This window comes from Candidatus Sodalis endolongispinus (assembly GCF_018777395.1).
GTDB lineage: Bacteria > Pseudomonadota > Gammaproteobacteria > Enterobacterales > Enterobacteriaceae > Sodalis_B > Sodalis_B endolongispinus.
Genome location: NZ_JAFJYC010000001.1, coordinates 2,227,104 through 2,245,820, shown reverse-complemented (window position 1 = coordinate 2,245,820; position 18,717 = coordinate 2,227,104). Strand labels below are relative to the sequence as shown.

Below are 18,717 nucleotides of genomic sequence, written 5' to 3'. Positions count from 1 at the left end.
ACGTCAGCGACGAGACGGGCTGTGACGGTAGCGAAACGGGCTGCGTCGGCGACGCGATGAGCTGCCCCGGCGACGAGAGGGGCTGCGCGGGTGGTGAAACAAGAGGTGCCGGCGACGAGACGGGCTGCGCTGGCAGCGCCGTGCTACTTAGCCCCAGCAGACAGCCGGCGAACAGGCGGCCGGCAAAGACGGAACAACATCGCATTACTCTCTGGCCTGCGGTGAAAGTGGAGTAACACTATTGTCCACCCGCGGCGGGGCACTAATCAACCGCGCCGGCAGGGTAAAACCGAAACGGGTGCCCTCCCCCGGCACGCTGCTGACTTCCAGCCGCTCATCGTGACGGCTCATGGCATGCTTAACAATGGCCAAGCCCAGGCCGCTGCCGCCGGTCTGGCGCGAGCGGGCTTTGTCCACACGGTAGAAGCGCTCCGTCAGGCGCGGCAAATGTTCCGGCGCGATACCCGGCCCGTTATCGCTGACCTGAAACGTCGCCCCTGCGGCGCTTCGCTGCCAACTGACCTCAATACGGGTACCGGGAGGCGTATGGATAACCGCATTGTACATCAGATTAGATACCGCGCTGCGCAGTTGCTACTCATTGCCGTTGACCCATAGCTGCGGATTGACCCGCAGCACCAGCGGATACTGCCCCTGGCTAAGCCATTCGACGCTGGCCTGCAGGCGCTTGAGCAAGGCCGGCATATCCACCGGCCTGGGGGTTTCCCCCTGCGGCGCCGCTTCAATACGCGACAATTCCAACAATTGAGCAACCAGACGCTCCATGCGCCGGGATTGATCCTGCATGGTCTGCACCGCCCGCTGCCGCATATGCGGGTCCAGGCTATCGTCGGTCATCATTTCCAGATACCCTTGCAATACCGTCAGCGGCGTGCGCAATTCATGGCTAGCGTTGGCGAAAAAGTTGCGCCGCGCGCCCTCCAGCTGTCGCATTTGCGTGACGTCGCGCACTACCATTAATAATTGGTCGTCGGTATAGGGCATGACGCGAAACTCTACCCAATGCTGATTATTTAACTGCAACGTCAACGGCAGTTGAAACGCTTTTCGCTGCAGATAATCATTAAATTCCGGGTAACGTAACAGATTGAGGATCGGCTGTCCGTTATCCTCCGGCCAGCGGAAACTGAGCAATTATTGAGCCAGCCCGTCGCACCAGAATATATGGCCGTCCGCCGTTAACATCACCAGCGCATCGGGCAGCGATTCGGCGCCGCCGCGAAAGCGCTTGAACAGCATCGCCAGTTCGCGCCGCCGGCGGCGTTGACGCTGCTGCATACGGTGTAGACCATAAAACAGCGAAACCCAACTGCCTCCGCCCACCGGCGGCGTCCGCCCGGGGTTACGCCATAGCCAATGGGACAGCCGCAATTGAAAGTAATAATTGCGCATCAGCGACGCCAGCAGCGACAGCGCCAGCAGCCAGCCCAAATGGCCGATGAACAGCGACAGTAACAGCGCCGGCAGGCAAAACAGCACCCCTTCCAGCAACAATCTGCGCCAGGTAATATGTTCAAGCAACGGCATCTCCTTCGCGACAGCGCCCGTGTCGCGGCCACCAGCTCATCTTGCGCTCGCGGACGCGAGCAGCGCATGTTCCCGATGGGTTCCGCATCCCCGCCAGAACCGTGTTATCGCCGGCCTGCCGGCGGGCCGTCGGGAACCGCTTGCGCGCAGCGTCCGGCCAAGTTACAGCCCACCGGCGTTAATAGCGCCCGGAAAAACGGTAACCGGTACCGCGCACCGTTTGTACCATGCGATCATGTCCGCCGGATTCAAGCGCTTTACGCAAACGACGAATATGGACATCCACCGTGCGGTCCTCCACATAGACATTCGTGCCCCATACGTGATTTAGCAATTGTTCGCGGCTATAGACGCGCTCTGGATGGGTCATGAAAAAATGCAGCAGCTTAAATTCGGTCGGTCCCATGTCGAGGGCCTGTTCGTTAGCGGTAACCCGGTGCGAGGCGGGATCCAGACTCAGCCCCTGTAGCTCGATACGCTCCTCCGCCTCCATCGGGGAGATGCGTCGCAGCACCGCTTTGATACGGGCCAGCAGCTCCTTGGGCGAAAAGGGTTTGGTGATATAATCGTCAGCGCCGACCTCCAGCCCGCGCACGCGGTCTTCTTCCTCACCGCGTGCGGTCAGCATCACCACGGGAATTTCCCGCGCCAGCGCTTCGCGCTTCATTTGTTTAATGAATTGAATGCCGGATCCGCCCGGTAACATCCAGTCCAACAGCACCAGATCAGGATACGGTTCCGCCAGCAGATTGACTGCGGTAGGATAATCCTCCGCCTCGATGGCCTGAAAGCCGTTTTGCTCCAGGACAAAACACAGCATTTCCCGGATTGGCGCTTCGTCTTCCACCACCAGTATGCGTCTTGCCATCGTTTCTCCGCCATAAATCGTCATGATTAAGGTGCCGGCATTATGCGTCACTTTTGTGACATATTTATTAAAACTAATTTATCTAAAAAGAAATAGATTTTATATCCCACTATCGGCCTCAGCCTAAGGTAATAAGCGAACCTGAGATGACCTAACTTACTGTTAGATTACTTGTTATCATCGATACCTTGTATCAGCGAGCGAGATCGGGTCTTGGCGCAACATCTTGTGTCCCCGGTCATTATTGCGGCATACGACAAGCGATGTTGCTTACAAAGCTGCACGGCTCGGTTTAGAGCCGAACGGGGGCACGGAGCAAAGCGCACGCGGCTCGGTTTAAAGCCGAACGGCGGCGCGGAGCAGATCGCACGCGGCTCGGTTTAGAGCCGAACGGCGGCGCGGACCGCCCCGGCAAAAACGGTGCGCCGCCGTATGCGCCGGCACGGTGTCCCTTTTTCAGGAACCGTGGCCGCAAAATCACGCTCGTCAAACGACAGCCGCCGGCTTCAGGATTTATACTGCCCCATCAATTTGTTCGCCGCTGGAGCGTCATGCGCATTATTCACACCTCTGACTGGCATCTTGGTCAGTCGTTTTTTACCAAAAATCGCGCCGATGAGCATCAGGCGTTTCTGACGTGGCTGGTCAGTCAGGTTGAGGAACACCAGGTTGACGCCATTATCGTGGCGGGAGATGTTTTCGATACCGGTACGCCACCCAGTTATGCCCGCGAATTATTTAACCGTTTCGTCGTGGCGCTGCAGCCTAGCGGCTGTCAACTGGTGGCGCTGGCGGGCAACCATGACGCGGTGGCAACACTCAACGAATCCCGCGCACTGCTGGCCTGTTTGAATACACGAATAGTGGCCGGTGGCGACGGCGAGGACCAGGTGTGGGTCCTCCAGGAGCGCAACGGCGCGCCGGGCGCGGTGCTGTGCGCCGTCCCCTATCTGCGGCCGCGGGATGTACTGCTCAGCCGCGGCGGCCTGTCGGGTGGTGAAAAACAGCAGGCGTTGCTGGATGCCATCGCTGAACGCTATCAGCAATTGTACCTGAGCGTCAGCGAGGTGTTTGAACGGCGATTAGCGCTGGAGAAAACGCCGGATGAACCTCGGTACCGGCGCATCCGACATTTATTTGACCAGGTGGTTAATGATTTGCACAACGACCCTGAGGCAACGGACGCATGAAAATACTGACGCTGCGCCTGAAAAATCTCAATGCCCTGCAGGGCGAATGGAAAATCGACTTTACCGCCGCACCCTTTGACCGCAGCATCCTGTTCGCCATCACCGGCCCTACCGGCGCGGGCAAAACCACACTGCTCGATGCCATCAGTCTGGCGCTATATCACCAGACGCCACGGCTGGGGGACAATCCCGGAGCGGAACTGATGACCCGCTATACGGCTGAATCGCTTGCCGAGGTGGAGTTTGCCGTCAAAGGGGTTGGTTATCGCGCATTTTGGAGCCAGCGACGGGCGAAGAATCAACCCGGCGGGAATCTACAGGGGGCGAAAGTGGAGCTGTCCCGCATCAGCGACGGCCTGATTCTGGCGGATAAAATCACCGATAAAAAACGCCTGATTGCCGAATTAACCGGGCTGGATTTTGCCCGTTTTACCAAATCCATTTTGCTGGCGCAGGGCGATTTCGCTGCTTTTCTCAACGCCGACGCCAAAAGCCGCGCCGGGCTGCTGGAAGAGCTGACGGGCACCGATATTTACGGCCGCATTTCCGCCGACGTGTTTGAGCGCAACAAAGATGTCCGCAACGAGCTGGCGAAATGGGAAGCCCGTGCGGGTGCTATGGAAATGCTTACCGCTGAACAACAGGCAATGCTGGAAGCCGAACTGACGCAGCGGCAGCTGGACGAGCAGCAGCTAAACACCCAGCGCCATGAGCGTCAGCGTCATCACACCTGGCTGACTGAACGGACGCAGCGGCAAACGGCCTGGCAACAGGCGCAAGCCTCGGCGCCAGCGATGCCCAGTCCTCTACCCGCGCCGAGGGGGAGCTGGCGCAGCTGCAGCCGCTGGCGCAAGCCATTAGCCATGCCGATGCGCGACTGGCCGCGCACGGGGAGCATCAGCGCCTGCAACAACACATCATTGAGGAGCAGCTGATCCCGCTAGACCAGCAGATCGCTACGCTGCGGCAGCGACAGGATGACCTCAGGCAGCAACTTATGCCGCTGCAGCAGCGCCATCGGCAGGAAAGCGCGACGCTGGCAACACAGCAACAGGCGCTTTATCAGGCGCGCCAGCAGGCGCAGACGGAAAACGACTGGCTGGCCCGCCACGCCGCCTGCCGTCTGTGGGGTGAGCAGTTTGATCGCCGCAGCGCGGCGCAAAAACATCACGACGACCTGGAACAGCGGGTGACACAGCAACGGTTACGGCTCGCCGCCTTACAGACCGAGGCGCAGCAGTTGGCAGCGGAGAGCCAGCGGCTGGCGCAACAGCGGGAGGCGCTAAATGTCAGCTTTGCCGGCGAGCAGCGGCGGCGCGCAGAGCTGGAGCGCGCACCTGGCGGCGCCACGTTCGAGGCACGCTAGAAGCGTCGACAGCAGCAGCGCCCCCATTATACGCTGCTGGCCACTCTGCTAGCGCAGCTTGAGGGCCTGACGAACAGGTTCCGGCAGGAGGAAGAGCAGCAGTCCCAGCGCCAGCAAACGCAGCTTAGGTTAAGCCAGGCTCAAACGGCGCTGTGCGCCAGCCTGAAAGACAAAACCCGGTTGCTGGCGCAGACGAAGACGACGCTGGAACTGGAACGACGCATTGTGCGGCTGGAGGATGAGCGCCGCACCCTGCGCGCCGGCGAACCTTGTCCCTTGTGCGGCGCCACGCAACATCCAGCGATAAGCGCTTATCAGGAGGTATCCCCGGGTCCCTCCGAGCAACAGTTGCAACAACAACAGGCGGAAGTGGATCGCTGCACCGCGCTCACGGTGGAGGGAGACACTCGCCTGCAACTACTGGCGACCCAATGCCGGCAGGGCGAGGCAGCGCTGGCGGCGATGGCGCAGCAATGCGACAGTTTGCGGCTACGTTGGCGGCAGGCGGCAGACCAACTGCGCTCCGCACCGGATGAAAACCCACCCGTTCCCATAATAGATACACTGACGCCAGCAGCATTGCAGGCGGCCGCAAACGCACTGGCGAACTATGAGCGGGAGGAGGACCAACTGGCGCAGCGGTTCGAGCAACGGCAACAAGTGACCCAGGCGTGGCAGGCGGCGCGTGATACCTTGAGCGCCGCCGAACTGGCCCACGACCGCAGCCTGTCGGCGCTGACGCTAAACGGCCAGCAGCAACGCGATCTGGAAGACTCTCTGCAGGCGTCCCTGCGCAGCCTCACAGAACAGCAAACCGAAATCGCGCGGCTCAATGAGGGTCTGATCTCCGCCCTCGACGCGGCAGGCTTGACGGTGCCAACGCCGCAGCAAACCGCAGCGTGGTTGTATACCCACCGGGCGCTGTGGCAGTCGTGGCAGCAGCGCCATGAACAGGCTCAGCGGCTCACCAGCCAAATCGTCTCGCTGAATAGCAGCGTCGAGGCACTCCAGCAGGCCGTCGCCGATCTCACTTAGCGTCAGGAGGCGTTAACGCAAGCGCTAACGGTCAGCGGCGCCGAGCTAACCGACGCGCATCGTCGGCGCCAGACCCTGGCCGGCGACGTGTCAACCGCCGAGTTAAGCGCACGCCTGCGCCGCGACGGCGAACAAGTGCAACAGGCGCAGCTTCAGGCCACCCGGCAACTGCAAACGGCGCAGCGTCAGCTGCATGAACTGGCGGGCAGCATCAGCGTACAACAACGCCAGCGAGAGATGCTGGCACAGCAGGCGATGTTAAGCACCAGACAGTTGCAGGAGGCCCTGCTCGCGTCTCCGTTTGCCGATAGCGCGGCCCTGGATGCCGCGCTGCTGTCCCCCGGCGAGCGGGACGCGCTGCGCGCAGAGGCCCTTCAGCAGCAGGCCGCAGAGGCGTTGGGGCTAGTGGAGGCCGCCCGTCCCCCGACGCTGCCGCCCGAGGAGGATGGCGCCGCGGTGGCGCAGCATCTGGCAACATTGGATGACATGCTGCGCCAGCTGGCCCGCCGGCAGGGGGAAATTCAGCAACAGCTTGATAGTCACCAGCACCGGCTGCAGGAACAGCATCAGTTGCTGCAGCAGATAGAGGACAGCCGCGATCGTTGCCAGGATTGGGGCTATCTCAACGAGCTTATCGGGTCGAAAGAGGGGGATAAATTCCGTAAGTTCGCGCAGGGATTGACGCTGGAACACCTTATCCACCTGGCTAACCAGCAATTGGCACGCCTGCACGGTCGTTATCAGTTGAAGCGCAAGACCCAAGAAGAGCTAGAGCTGGAAGTGATGGATACCTGGCAGGCTGACTCCATACGTGATACCCGCACCCTGTCCGGGGGCGAAAGTTTTCTGGTCATTCTGGCGCTGGCGCTATCCGATCTGGTCAGCTATAAAACCAGCATCGACTCGCTGTTCCTTGACGAGGGGTTTGGTACCCTCGACGCCCAGACGCTGGATATCGCCCTGGATGCGTTGAACACCAGCGGCAAGATGATCGGGGTGATAAGTCACGTGGAAGCGATGAAGGAACGTATTCCGGTACAGATAAAGGTTAGTAAGATCAACGGACTGGGCATCAGTCGTCTACAGCGGCAGTTTGCGGTGGCGGAAAACACGCCCGCCGGTGACATCGTCGACTGACTTTTGCAAGCGTTGAACATCCTGACAGGCTTTAACGCCGCCGGCGACAATGCGGGCAAGTTGTCGCCGTGCCGGCCTCTGAGCAGCAACCCCGCATGCGCTTTGCTTCTTACGCGCATGGTGGCATCGCCGCTGCGTAAGCGGTGCGGGTAAGGTGTCGCCGTGCCGGCCTCTGGGCAGCAACCCCGGCATGCACTTTGCTTTTTACGCAAAAAACGGTGCTGTTTATCAACCATCTAGCCCTGGATGATTGACGCTCCGCTCACGTGTGCAGGTGGTGCAGATGGCGCAGGCGGTACCGAAGGAGATCTGAGGCGGGGGGTTAGCCAGCGTCTCCCTGGGGCCAGAGCCACGCCGCACCGCGCACACCGCTGGAGTCGCCATGCACCGCCTTGCGAATCGGCGTCTGGCATTCGTGGCCGAGTACCCAAGGCGTAATCAAAGACGGCAATGAGCCATACAATCTGTCAGCATTGCTCATCCCGCCTGCCAACACAATCACATCCGGATCCAGCAGATTGATAACTTGCGCAAGCGCCTTGGCCAGCCGCCGCTCATAATGAAGCAACGCCCGCTCGGCCAATCTGTCGCCAGCGGCGGCAAGCTGGACGATCTCTGCCACGCTGCGGTGTTGACCGCTGAGCCTTTCATAATCCTGCATAAAGCCGGTACCGGAAATAAAGGTTTCGGTACAGCCGGATTTACCGCAGTAACAGGGCACGGTTTGTTGAATGCGCCATTCCTCCTCATCCATCCACGGCAGCGGATTGTGTCCCCACTCCCCCGCCACGCCGTTGCCGCCGCTATGCACTTTTCCATTTAGGGCGATACCGGAGCCGCAGCCGGTACCAATAATCACCGCAAACACCGTCTTCATACCGATCCCGGCGCCATCCGTCGCCTCCGACACCGCCATACAATTGGCGTCGTTGGCCATTCGCACCGGCCGCTGCAGCCGCGTTTGCAGATCCTTATCCAGATGCTGACCGTTGAGCCATACCGAATTGGCATTTTTCACTTTGCCGGTACAAGGCGACAGCGTGCCGGGAATACCGACGCCGACGCTACCGCGCTGACGGGTCTCCTGCTCCACCCACTCCACCAGCGCCGCTATCGTCTCCACCGTCGCCGGGTAATCATCGCGCGGCGTCGCCACCCGTTTGCGTAATAACGCCTGACCATTGTCATCCAGCGCGATTACTTCAATTTTCGTACCCCCTAAATCAATGCCGATACGCACGTTGCCAGCCCCCGTTCCGTTTAGCGACCGCGCCGTTGCCCCCCAAAAAGCAGCAGGAAGCGGCACGGCGCACTGTTTGGCGATCAGCATAGGATATCCGACGGAAAAAGTTGAGCTTTTCCCGCCGTGGGAGAACGTTTCAGCCCGGCTTTGTGGCGCCGGTCACCCCATGCGAAAAACGGTGGCGGTGTTAGCCAACGTGATAGCGATCGCCGCTTCTCACTCCCCACCAACCGCCGGCGGCGCTGACTATCGCACCCAGCAACAGGGTAATGAATAGCCAAAGCGCAGATTTGGCACTGGCGGCGGCGGCCTTATCGGCGCGCTGTTTTAATTCCTCGCGCCAGCGCTGCAAATCTTCGCGCGCGTGGCTAACATGCTGCTGCAGCGTATCGATCCGCTGCTTTATGGTGTCCACCGCCCGTTGTTTGGCGCGCATGACTTTATCGGTGGCTTGATTTAATTCCTCCGGCGTCATCGAACGATTGCCCGAAGCCAGCGCCTGATGCACATCGTCCCGCTTGATCTCGTCGGCGACCGCGTCCGTGCGCTGCTTTAACCGCTCAGCCAGCCCCGCCATAATTTGCTGGCTGCGCTCCGGGGCGCGCATCGCCTCGGCCACCGCCTGGCTGACTTCCGAGCGTATTTCCGTCAGTTGGCGCTGTAGGTAATAGGGATGCAGCGCATCGGTAATATTTTTTGGCGATGCATCGCTGGACAAAGTATCGTCCAAGGTGATTTTTCCCAAACCGTTATTTAACGCACCCGCCAGTTCACCGCTATTATTGCCAAGCGTGGTGGCGATATCCCCGGCGGCGTTACCGGCCGCGCCGAGCATATTTCCCGCCAAGCGCAATGACACACTGATAATGAAGCCGCCGATGATCACCGCCAATAGCAGCGATAATGCCCAGGTAAGAAAACCATGGGTCACACCGGCCATCATCGCTAATCGGCCGGCTACAAAGCCGCCCGCCAGCAGACTGATAAGCAACGCAGCCGCCGTACAAATCGTCATGGTGGTCCCCACGCCGCCGGCCGGACGCTGAGCCCAGGGATCAATCATGCTGAATCCCAGCGCGCTTCCCAGCAGGGCTAATAATAGTGAAATAGATAATGCCGTGAGGACGCCACTGAAAAGTGATCCCCATGATACCCGGCTGGCGCAAATAGCCACATCCCGCGTTTCCATAAACTGACTCCTTTAATTTTTGGCGAAATAGAACAATGCTACGCCCTTAAGTTAGTCTATGTTTACGGTAATATAAGAATGCCGAATTTTAATAATTATTAAATATATAATAAATATATTTTACTCTTAGTGCATTAAACAGTGATGACTTTATGTTTACCAACAACAAATAAATAATTAATATACCTATTATCAGGCATTATCTACGCCATTAAAACAGGCAGCGTCGCCATAAGCGCACTGCAGTCAGGACGTCTATCCCCCCTCGCCCCTATTCCACAGCGCCGGGCGCCATCATCCCTTTGTTCGACCCTCGCGCCATAGCCCTGTTACGGTCCTGCGCCCCCGTTTGTGCTACGCGCACCGTCCTGCTGTCAAATACGGACAACTCTGTACGCTTTTTCCTAGGGTAAGCGCCAGCAATTCGTTATCATGCGCGCTGCGTTTGTGGGCAAATCGCGCCGGCTGCGGTGCGTCAGGTCAGGGATATCTATTATGTTGTGGTTCAAGAATGTCATGATTTACCGTTTGAATCGGCCAATCGAGCTGTCGGTAGAGCAAATCGAGCAGCAGTTGTCCGCCTTCACCTTCACCCCCTGCGGCAGTCAGGATATGGCGAAATCCGGCTGGGTGCCCCCTATGGGCGCCAAAAGCGATGCGCTAACCCATGCGATACCGGGACACGTCCTGCTTTGTCTGCGCAAAGAAGAAAAAATTTTACCGTCCTCAGTGGTTAAGCAGGAGCTTGAAGGCAAAATCAGCAAGCTGGAAAATGACCAAAGCCGTAAACTGCGTAAAACCGAAAAAGACGCGCTCAAAGATGAGGTATTGCACCAATTAATGCCCCGCGCTTTCAGCCGTTTCGGCCAGACGCTATTGTGGCTGGATCTGGCTAATGATCTGGTGCTGGTCGACGCCGGTAGCGCCAAAAGGGCGGAGGATTGCCTGGCGCTGCTGCGAAAATCTATCGGCTCGCTGCCGGTGGTGCCGCTGACTATGGAAAAACCAATCGAGATGACTCTGACCGAATGGGTACGCAGCGGAGAGCCCGCCGCCGGTTTCGCCATTCAGGATGAAGCTGAGTTAAAAGCGCTGCTGGAAGAAGGCGGCATCCTGCGCTGTAAAAAACAGGATTTATCTAGCGACGAAATTGCGGTGCATATCGAGGCGGGCAAACTGGTGACCAAGCTGGCGCTGGGTTGGCGGGAGCGGGTGCAATTGATACTGGGTGATGATGGTACGGTCAAACGCTTAAGGTTCTCCGACACGCTGCGCGAGCAAAATGATGATATCGATCGCGATGATTTCGCCGCGCGCTTCGACGCCGATTTTATGTTGATGACCGGTGAACTGACGGGACTTATCGCCGAGCTGATTGCGGGGCTGGGCGGTGAGGCACCGCGGCAGGGCTAAGGGTAATTCGCCGCCAATGGCGTCGCCAGGCGGCAGCACCGCGAGTGCGCCTCGCTGGTCTCAATACCAGGCGGCATTACCGCGAGTACGCCCGGTCCCTATCGTTCAGCGCGAGTGGCTCAGATACTTGCACAGATAGCTGCTGGTTTCCGCCAGCTGCAGGCAGAATTCGCTGTGTGCCGGCACGTAGAAAGTCTCTCCCGGCATAAAAACCTCCAGTCGTTCGCGCCCGGCAGCAGCGTCTTCAATGCGCCGCTGATGACCGTCATTTCTTCCGGTTGGCCGGTGGTAAAGGTGTATTCCCCCGCCTCCATGACGCCAACGCTGGCACGGCCCGTACTAGCGGCGTCGAATCCAATGGATTTTACTTTCCCTGAGAAATAGTCATTCACCTTCAGCATCGGTCTTTTCCTATCGATTAATGTCATGTCAGTGTAAAAGGCGCGCTGACGGGCGTCACGCCCTTTTCTGCAAAAAGCCCGGCAGGGGCAAAGAAATTGCGCTTAGCCGCTTCACTGATGCATGTTCTGAGCAATCATCCGCGTGGCGGACTGCAGCCCCGCCAATTTATCGGCCGGGAACGCGCCTTTATCGCCGGTATTAACGAAAGACAGACATAATCCGATTTGTTCACGTCGTTCGCTGTCCGCCAGCGCCGTCGCCAGGGCGCTGTATCCGGGACGGGTGTCATTACGGTTAAAATCCCAGCCCTGCCCGCGCACCAAAGACAGCCGTTGCAGTAGGCGGACAATGCCGGGCTGATGAAATCCTCCCGGCATGTTCTGGCGCGGCATCAACCGCGCTATCACTTCTTGCTCGGAGCAACAGGCCAGCAACGCTCTGCCGGCCGCCGTGTTCATGGCCGGCATATGGAGGCCCACCGCATAGACCGCCGGCGCGGCGGTGCTACTTTGAAAGCGGTCAACAATATGGACCCTATCACGATGCAGCATGCATAAATACCCCGTGCAGCAATAGCGTGCGCTGAGCTGGTGCAGCGCCTGCGCCGCCCGCTCGGCAATCGTGGCCGGCTGGCGCAGGGGCGCAGGCGGGCTCAGCGAGCGCACCAGATGGCCGACCGAATAGTGGCGATTATGGGGATCCCGCGCCAGCAGTCCCTGCGATTCCATCGCGATAAGCAACCGTGAAAGCGTGCTTTTCGGCAATGGTAGCCGGCGGGCAATATCGCTGAATGACAGACCTTCCAGCGGCGCCTCGGCACCCAGCTCGGCGAACAACGTTAACACCGCAGCGGCGTTTTCCAATGTCGACATAATGTTATTTTTTTGCAGGTGAACGGATGTCGGAGTTTTCATCATTCATTGCCGGCACGTCGGCGTCAAGATAATATTACCCAGTTTTTCTATCGCTGATTTTTTTCGCCAAAAGCGTTTCAAGCCCGGGTTTATTTATATTTATTATTAGGTTAATTAAACTGACGTTCGTCGTCATCGGCGAGGCTAATGGCGGAGAAATATCGGTTACTGTCATTGACGCTATCCCCACCGGGCAGGGACGGCAGAACAAATCCAGAATTATTTTAACACTGGCTTAACCCAACGTTATTAAATGCGGTGCAAGGGATGCTGGCTTGTCATCGCGTAGAAAAAGCAAAAACCGTGATGAAGTAAAGAGTGTAAAAACGGCATTGGCGGATGAAAAGCGAAATAAGGATAGCGACGCAAGTGCCCACACGGCGCCCCCGACATCCGCGCAAAAGAAGGTACCTATGATAGTTGTGCAGACACGGCATCGCCCGGGGGGGAGTGCAAATAACGCATCGCCGAAGGGGGGCAAACACGGCATCGTTGAGTGAGGTGCAGACACGGTATTGCCAAGGTGGGCAGACAAGATATCATCGAGGACTGTGCAGACACGGCATCGCCAACGTGGCAGACACGGCAGTCCCGGCAACAGCACCAAAACGGCTGATAGCGAAGATGGCGACAGGACCACGTTATCTGCCGCCGGGAGTTCAGCTTTTACTTTCGTCCTCATAGCGCTCTTTGGAATCCAGCGCCTCCTGCTCAGTGTCATGCTCACTGATGAGGGTATTGGGATGAGGATGATCGGCTCGCAGCTCATAGACGGTTTTCGTCTTGCCGGCCGGCCCCTTTTCTTTTTTGACGACATGCGCTTCGCGCGGATAGGGAGGTTTGCTTGCCATAGGTACTTCCTTATAGTGATGCTCACGTCAGGTAAGTATAGTCAACACCTCGCACCTCGTGTGCCGGCGCGGTTTTTACCCGGTTCTTAACTATCACCCCTGCCACCGGCCTCCCCGGCGCGTACGGCCTTAACTCGCCGCGCTAGGATAAAGCTGCTGCAAAATGGCACAGACCACGTCGTCCGGCGGCTGGCTTGCATCCAGTACGTGGTGTTCCACCTCCTGATAGAGTTTTTCACGTGCCGCGAGCACTTCAGCGATTTCTTCGATCATGGGTTTGCCCGTAAGACTGGGCCGCTTATCCTCCTCGGGGTACGCCTGCAGACGGCGCGAGAGTTCCTTCCTGCGCCGACGCGTGCAGGTACACCACGGTACCGCGCGCGCGCATAAAACCGCGGTTAGACGCCGATAAAATAATACCGCCGCCCGTCGCGACAACGACATTTCCTTGCGTCACGCTGGTCAAGATTTCGCTTTCCCTTGCCCGAAAGCCCGTCCAGCCTTCTTCATCGACGATCTCTGCCACAGTCTTTCCGGTAGACCGCCACAACATCTCGTCGGTATCGGTAAAGGCATAGCCCAGTACCCGCGCTAATGCCTGACCCACCGTGGTCTTGCCACATCCGCGCGCACAAACCATAAATAGGGGCTGTGTCATTACCTGTCTGTCCTTTTCCTTACCTGAAATAGCGGACGAGAACATTCATCGTCCCTGGGCCGTAGCAGGATGAGGCAAAGAGTCGCCGCCCCGTTGCGTGCCGGCAGCGCATCATATCATCGACCTCCGGCGGCGCACATGTTTGCCGGCAAAATTTTGCGCTACTGGTAAAGGTATCGCCGTCGCGACGGGTGCTTGAAAAGCGGCGGCAGGCGGTCAGCTTTCCGGTTCGCCGGTCTCGGCAACGATATGCTGCGCCTCACTAAAACCGAGTTTTGCGCCCATTTTTAACAATAGCACGCCGGTAGTGCGCATACGCCCGGCCGCCACAACCGCCACCAGGTTGCCCTCAAGACCATACAAAGAGACAAAATTATCCTTATCCAGCGAGCCGATAATCTCCTGCAGATCCCATTTTTCGGCATGGCCAAGATATTCATAGCGGACGTCATAATGCTGCGTCCAGAAAAAAGGCACAGCATCATAGGGTTGTGGCTTATCCATCATCGCGGCGGCGGCGACGCGCCAGTGCTGTTGCGCCACGCGCCAGTGCTCGATGCGGGTCGCCTTGCCGTCGAACGGAAAGGTCGCGATATCGCCGATAGCATAGATGTCTTCGGTCACCTGCATCGTTGCGTCTACCGTCAGGCTTCCGTCGTCATTCAACGGCAGATCGTGGATAAACTGCGTCGCCGGCGCCACGCCCGTCGCCAGCAGTACCAGCGTTGTCTTAATAGGGCGGCCGTCTTTTAACGTTACCGCACTGACGCGTTTATCTCCTTCAAAAGCGGCCGGTTCGCCATCGACAAATGTGACGCCTTTCTCCTGGTGGCGACGGCGGAAAAAGGTGCCCAATTCAGTGCCGAATTGTTTTTCAAAGGGCAAAGGGTGCAAAGAAACGACGGTCACCGCGATGTCTTGTTTACGAAGCGCCGCCGCTACCTCCATGCCGATAAAGCTATTGCCGATGATAACCAGCTGGTGCTCGTGCTCCACGGTGGCAACCAGCGTCGCCGCTTGCTCTAAGCTACGCAATACCTGCACGCCGTGCAGCGCCTTACCGGGCAAGTACGGCCGCTGCGGCGTGCCGCCGGTGGCCAACAGCAGACGGTGAAAAGACAGGATTTTACCGTCTTACAGCCGCAGGCTATGGCGTTTGCTGTCCAGCTCTTCCACGTTGCCGTTAATGCGCTCTATTCGTTGTTGCTGATAATAGGCTTCCGGTAACAGGGAGGGCACTTCGTTGATATCCATGTCGCCTTGCGGAACAAATTTTGATAGCGCGGTACGATCGTAGGGCGCCTGTTTTTCACGCTCCACCACCACCAGCCTGCCGGTAAATCCCTCTTCCCGCAGCGCTTTGACGGCCGCGCTGCCGCCGTCGCCGGTGCCCAGTACCACATACATAGGCTGTTTATCCGCCGCCTGCAGCGGGGTGGCCTCGTCCAACGGCTGTGGATCGATCCATACGGCATCGTGATCCACTTTCACCGGGTAGCGTTTTAATGCCCGCAGTGAGGGCGGTTCCAGCAGAGTGCCGGGGCGACTTTCGCTAATGGCGAACACCGATTTATGCCAAGGGCACACTAGCTTGCCATCGCACAGCGCGCCTTTTTCCAGCGGCGCGCCGGAATGGGGGCAGGTGGCCTCCAGGGCGTAGATAGCTTCACCTTGACGGATAACCACGATATCAGTTTCTCCGACGGTGACTTTGCTCGGTGTCATCTGCGCCAGGGAGGATAACGACATGACTTGCTCATAGGCCACGGTAGGCTCCTTAAATTTTTTATAAAACCTTACTGTTTAAAGCGGTATCAGTAAGCCTAGCAGCAAAATCGTAAATGACTGCGGCGCAAAGCGCCCCCAGCGGACCGGCGCCGCCTCAAACGCAGACTTAGCGCTGGACGCTCATGCAACCAGCGACAGACATCACGTCAGCTCTGAACCTGGACTCACAGCTGAGCGCGGACCCGGAGCTGGATGTGGATATGCCTGTGGCCCCAGACTCGACCCCGGTTGTGGTCGTGGACCCGGGCCTGCCCCAGACAGGGACGTGGACGTGGGCGCGGACCCGGAGCTGGATGTGGGCGTGGACGTGGAGGCGGATCTATCCCCGGGCGCGGAGCCGAATTCAGATTGCGTTAACGCCAAAAGCCCGCCGTAAAGGTGGGCTTTCGCGCACAGGGGGAAACCGCATCGGCTATTTGTCGGGCAGGGTTTTAATCGCCGTGGGCATGTCCCAAACGGTAGCTGTGCTTGCCGTCGTCCCCCGGCTGGCGCAGCGTCAGCGAGATTATCAATGCGATAACCAACAAAACCGCGATGAGTTGGAAGGTCACCATAAATCCGCCAAACAGCGACGCGACAAGGGAGCCAATAATACTACCGATGCCGAAACCCAGATAAATAATACCGTAGTTCTTAGTGAGATTATTTAATCCGAAGAAATCGCTGACCAGTGACGGGTATACCGTAATTGTGCCGCCGAAGCTAAAAGCCACACAGGCCAGTGAGAGAAAAAACAGCGTTTCGTTAAGATGGACAAATAACAGCATGGCCATCCCCGCCATGGCGATAACCTGAGCCAGCGAAACGACCCGGATGCGTGACATTCGATCGGACAGAACTCCCAGCACCAGACGACCGCTAAGATTGGCAATGGCAATAATGGTAACCGCATTGGCCGCCACCGCCGTTGTTAAATGGACCAGATTCTCGCCGATATCCTTGGCGACGCCGATCACATATAACCCGCTCATGAAAGCGGTGACAAACATCAGCGCCAACAACCAATATTGCGGCATCCGCATGGATTCGGCCAACGTATAATCACGGACCGCGCTTTGCTGACGAACGTCCTGCCGCGGCGCGTCTTTCATCATCATCGCGCCGCTCACCACCATCAACAGCGCGATGGCGCCCCACAATGCGAACGTCGATTCAAGACTAGAGTGAGCCAGTAATTGGCTGTTAATGTATTTAAATCCCAGACTTCCCAGGCCATAGGCGCCAATAGCACAGGCGGAGATCACGCCCTTGCGTTCGGGAAACCATTTCACGCAATTAGATAGTGTCAATAGATAGCCAATCCCATCCGCCAGCCCGACCAGAATACCGGTGCATAACCAGAGCATGGTGAGTGAGCTGGACCAGCCGGTCAGACAAAGACCGACGCCCAGCAACAGGCCGGCACCTATCGTCACCTTGCGCACGCCGAATCGTTCTTGAAACTTACCGGCGGTTGTTGACGCTACCGCCATTGCCAGACTCAGCAAGCCGAAAGCGAAAGCCACCTGGATGATGGGCTGGCCCAATTTCTGCGCCAGCGGACCGTTAAACAAACTCCAGGTATAGACCGATCCCAGGGCAAACTGGGTAAGAATAGTGCCTGCCAGCGTTAGCCAGCGAATAAAATGGGATGGTTGCGTCATCATGCTCTGCCTCGCATAAACAATTCAAAATTGAATTTGTTCCCCTAAGGGATAATGCAGGCACTATAAAGCCATTGCGCGCTGGCCGAGAAGAAATGGGAATGAGTTGCAAGAGAGAAGGAATGAAATGCCTTCATCACGGCATGAATGACGTGGCGCTGGAGGCGTTAGCAATACCGCCAGCACTAATCTCCGGAAATAATCGCCGTTGCGGCCCAACCAAATTAAACAGTTATTAGCATACACTGTCAATATGGCCCAGACGAATAACATTTTTAACATTACATTGATATTCGCGCATGCCGCGTTACTGCCAGAGGCTGAATAATTTGTTCTGCACCCCTCACCCTGTAACACCGGAGGTTGAGGCCGGCGGAGACCGCCGTGTAATGACGTCCGACGGCGGCACCCTGTTCAGTCGTTGATGGATATACCGGGCGCAGATGAACGGCAAACGCCTGGCGTATGGATGTTTTGCGGCGCGCCACCGGCTATCAGGAATCGCAGCGACGCCGCGGCCATGATGCGATTGGCGGACTGGCGGCAGAAGTGCGACATCGCCGCGGCCCTGCCGAGCTTCCCGGTTTTTTTGCGGTAGCCCGGTGAGGCAATTATTCCCTACAACGGTCGGGCATGACACAACAAAGAAAATTACTCCTCGTCGCCATAATATTGGGTACCGATACGGATAATATCCCGTCCATGTGAACGGCGGTGTTTATTGGTATCACGCAGTGAATAAATACAACCGCAATATTCCTGCTGGTAAAAGCGCTCACGCTTACTGATGTCAATCATTCGTGCGGAGCCGCCTTGCTTGCGCCAATTATATTCCCAATAGGTAATGCCATTATAATGTCCCGCGGCACGCTACGCTTGCCGCACTCTTTAATTTGCTGCATATTTTTCCAGCGGGAAATGCCCAGCGAGCTGGAAATAACGCTGAAATCATTTTCGGCGGCGAAAAGCGCGGTACGTTCAAAACGCATATCGAAACACATAGTGCAGCGGATGCCCCGCTCAGGTTCCTGTTCCATGCCTTTGGCGCTGGCAAACCAGTTGTCGCTGTCATAATCCGCATCGACAAATGGCACCTTATGCTTTTCAGCGAAACGTATATTTTCTTCCTTGCGGATCAGATACTCACGCTGCGGATGAATATTGGGGTTATAAAAGAAGATGGTGTAATCAATACCCGACGCGCTGATCGCCTCCATCACTTCACCCGAACATGGCGCGCAGCACGAGTGCAGTAGCAGTTTGTCGGCGTCGTTGGGCAGCGTCAGGATGGGGCGACTGAATTCGGCCATAGTAAAAACTCTCTCCGGCGGCAAAAGGGGCGGTCATTGGCGGCAATTGTAGCATAAAAAGGATGACACTTTGCCCCCCACCGGTGTTGCCCTGCGGGGTGGTCCCGGTCAAGGGTGCCAACTGGTAACAATTAACCATAAACCTTTACGCACGGCGTCTTT

General features: G+C 57.6%; 9 protein-coding genes and 8 pseudogenes. 6 read left to right on the top strand and 11 right to left on the bottom strand.

What is annotated here, in order from left to right:
* Positions 1-204: 204 nt before the first annotated feature.
* Positions 205-1,542, bottom strand: a pseudogene (phoR, locus tag JZM24_RS10850) (phosphate regulon sensor histidine kinase PhoR).
* A gap of 184 nt (positions 1,543-1,726) precedes the next feature.
* Positions 1,727-2,416 carry a phosphate response regulator transcription factor PhoB gene (phoB, locus tag JZM24_RS10845; protein ID WP_215669642.1) on the bottom strand — a complete coding sequence of 230 codons (690 nt, stop codon included), beginning with the start codon at positions 2,414-2,416 and terminating at the stop codon, positions 1,727-1,729.
* 551 nt (positions 2,417-2,967) lie between these two features.
* Here phoB and sbcD point away from each other — a divergent pair.
* From sbcD to JZM24_RS19435, 5 genes and pseudogenes are all read left to right on the top strand, one after another.
* Positions 2,968-3,486: pseudogene (sbcD, locus tag JZM24_RS10840) on the top strand (exonuclease subunit SbcD); the annotation flags it as partial.
* A 116-nt stretch (positions 3,487-3,602) separates the two neighbouring features.
* Positions 3,603-4,385: pseudogene (locus tag JZM24_RS10835) on the top strand (AAA family ATPase); the annotation flags it as partial.
* 218 nt (positions 4,386-4,603) lie between these two features.
* Entirely contained in the window at positions 4,604-4,972 is a 369-nt protein-coding gene (locus JZM24_RS10830) for a hypothetical protein (RefSeq protein WP_215669639.1), read from the top strand.
* A 180-nt stretch (positions 4,973-5,152) separates the two neighbouring features.
* Positions 5,153-6,007 (top strand): hypothetical protein, encoded by an 855-nt coding sequence (locus tag JZM24_RS10825; RefSeq protein WP_215669638.1) that lies wholly within the window; start codon positions 5,153-5,155, stop codon positions 6,005-6,007.
* Between the two features lie 270 nt (positions 6,008-6,277).
* Positions 6,278-7,144 (top strand): annotated as a pseudogene (locus tag JZM24_RS19435) (SbcC/MukB-like Walker B domain-containing protein); the annotation flags it as partial.
* A gap of 322 nt (positions 7,145-7,466) precedes the next feature.
* Here the strand turns inward: JZM24_RS19435 and mak are convergent.
* Both mak and JZM24_RS10810 read right to left on the bottom strand, forming a co-directional pair.
* Positions 7,467-8,384 (bottom strand): fructokinase, encoded by a 918-nt coding sequence (gene mak, locus JZM24_RS10815; RefSeq protein ID WP_215670119.1) that lies wholly within the window; start codon positions 8,382-8,384, stop codon positions 7,467-7,469.
* A 190-nt stretch (positions 8,385-8,574) separates the two neighbouring features.
* A complete protein-coding gene (locus JZM24_RS10810; RefSeq protein ID WP_215669636.1) occupies positions 8,575-9,576 on the bottom strand; it encodes an AAA family ATPase in 1,002 nt (333 codons plus the stop codon).
* 495 nt (positions 9,577-10,071) lie between these two features.
* On the opposite strand from JZM24_RS10810, the gene rdgC reads away from it, so the two are divergent.
* Positions 10,072-10,989: a recombination-associated protein RdgC gene (rdgC, locus tag JZM24_RS10805; RefSeq protein WP_215669635.1), complete on the top strand. Its 918-nt coding sequence runs from the start codon at positions 10,072-10,074 to the stop codon at positions 10,987-10,989.
* Between the two features lie 105 nt (positions 10,990-11,094).
* On the opposite strand, the pseudogene ppnP reads toward rdgC, so the two are convergent.
* The 7 genes and pseudogenes from ppnP to JZM24_RS10770 all read right to left on the bottom strand — a co-directional run bounded on the left by ppnP (position 11,095) and on the right by JZM24_RS10770 (position 18,555).
* Positions 11,095-11,417: pseudogene (ppnP, locus tag JZM24_RS10800) on the bottom strand (pyrimidine/purine nucleoside phosphorylase).
* A gap of 84 nt (positions 11,418-11,501) precedes the next feature.
* Positions 11,502-12,308, bottom strand: a complete 807-nt coding sequence (locus JZM24_RS10795; RefSeq protein ID WP_215669634.1) for an IclR family transcriptional regulator — start codon at positions 12,306-12,308, stop codon at positions 11,502-11,504.
* Between the two features lie 656 nt (positions 12,309-12,964).
* Entirely contained in the window at positions 12,965-13,156 is a 192-nt protein-coding gene (locus JZM24_RS10790) for a YaiA family protein (RefSeq protein ID WP_215669633.1), read from the bottom strand.
* A 129-nt stretch (positions 13,157-13,285) separates the two neighbouring features.
* Positions 13,286-13,814: pseudogene (gene aroL / locus JZM24_RS10785) on the bottom strand (shikimate kinase AroL).
* A gap of 216 nt (positions 13,815-14,030) precedes the next feature.
* A pseudogene (locus JZM24_RS19725) lies at positions 14,031-15,563 on the bottom strand (FAD-dependent oxidoreductase).
* A gap of 470 nt (positions 15,564-16,033) precedes the next feature.
* Entirely contained in the window at positions 16,034-17,248 is a 1,215-nt protein-coding gene (locus JZM24_RS10775; protein WP_215669632.1) for an L-lactate MFS transporter, read from the bottom strand.
* Between the two features lie 648 nt (positions 17,249-17,896).
* A pseudogene (locus JZM24_RS10770) lies at positions 17,897-18,555 on the bottom strand (epoxyqueuosine reductase QueH).
* Positions 18,556-18,717: the final 162 nt, after the last annotated feature.

Coding starts and splice junctions, on each gene's coding strand:
- phoB (WP_215669642.1), bottom strand. CDS start 2,416: ATGGCAAGACGCATACTGGTGGTGGAAGACGAAGCGCCAATCCGGGAA.
- JZM24_RS10830 (WP_215669639.1), top strand. CDS start 4,604: ATGCCGCTGCAGCAGCGCCATCGGCAGGAAAGCGCGACGCTGGCAACA.
- JZM24_RS10810 (WP_215669636.1), bottom strand. CDS start 9,576: ATGGAAACGCGGGATGTGGCTATTTGCGCCAGCCGGGTATCATGGGGA.
- rdgC (WP_215669635.1), top strand. CDS start 10,072: ATGTTGTGGTTCAAGAATGTCATGATTTACCGTTTGAATCGGCCAATC.
- JZM24_RS10795 (WP_215669634.1), bottom strand. CDS start 12,308: ATGATGAAAACTCCGACATCCGTTCACCTGCAAAAAAATAACATTATG.
- JZM24_RS10790 (WP_215669633.1), bottom strand. CDS start 13,156: ATGGCAAGCAAACCTCCCTATCCGCGCGAAGCGCATGTCGTCAAAAAA.
- JZM24_RS10775 (WP_215669632.1), bottom strand. CDS start 17,248: ATGATGACGCAACCATCCCATTTTATTCGCTGGCTAACGCTGGCAGGC.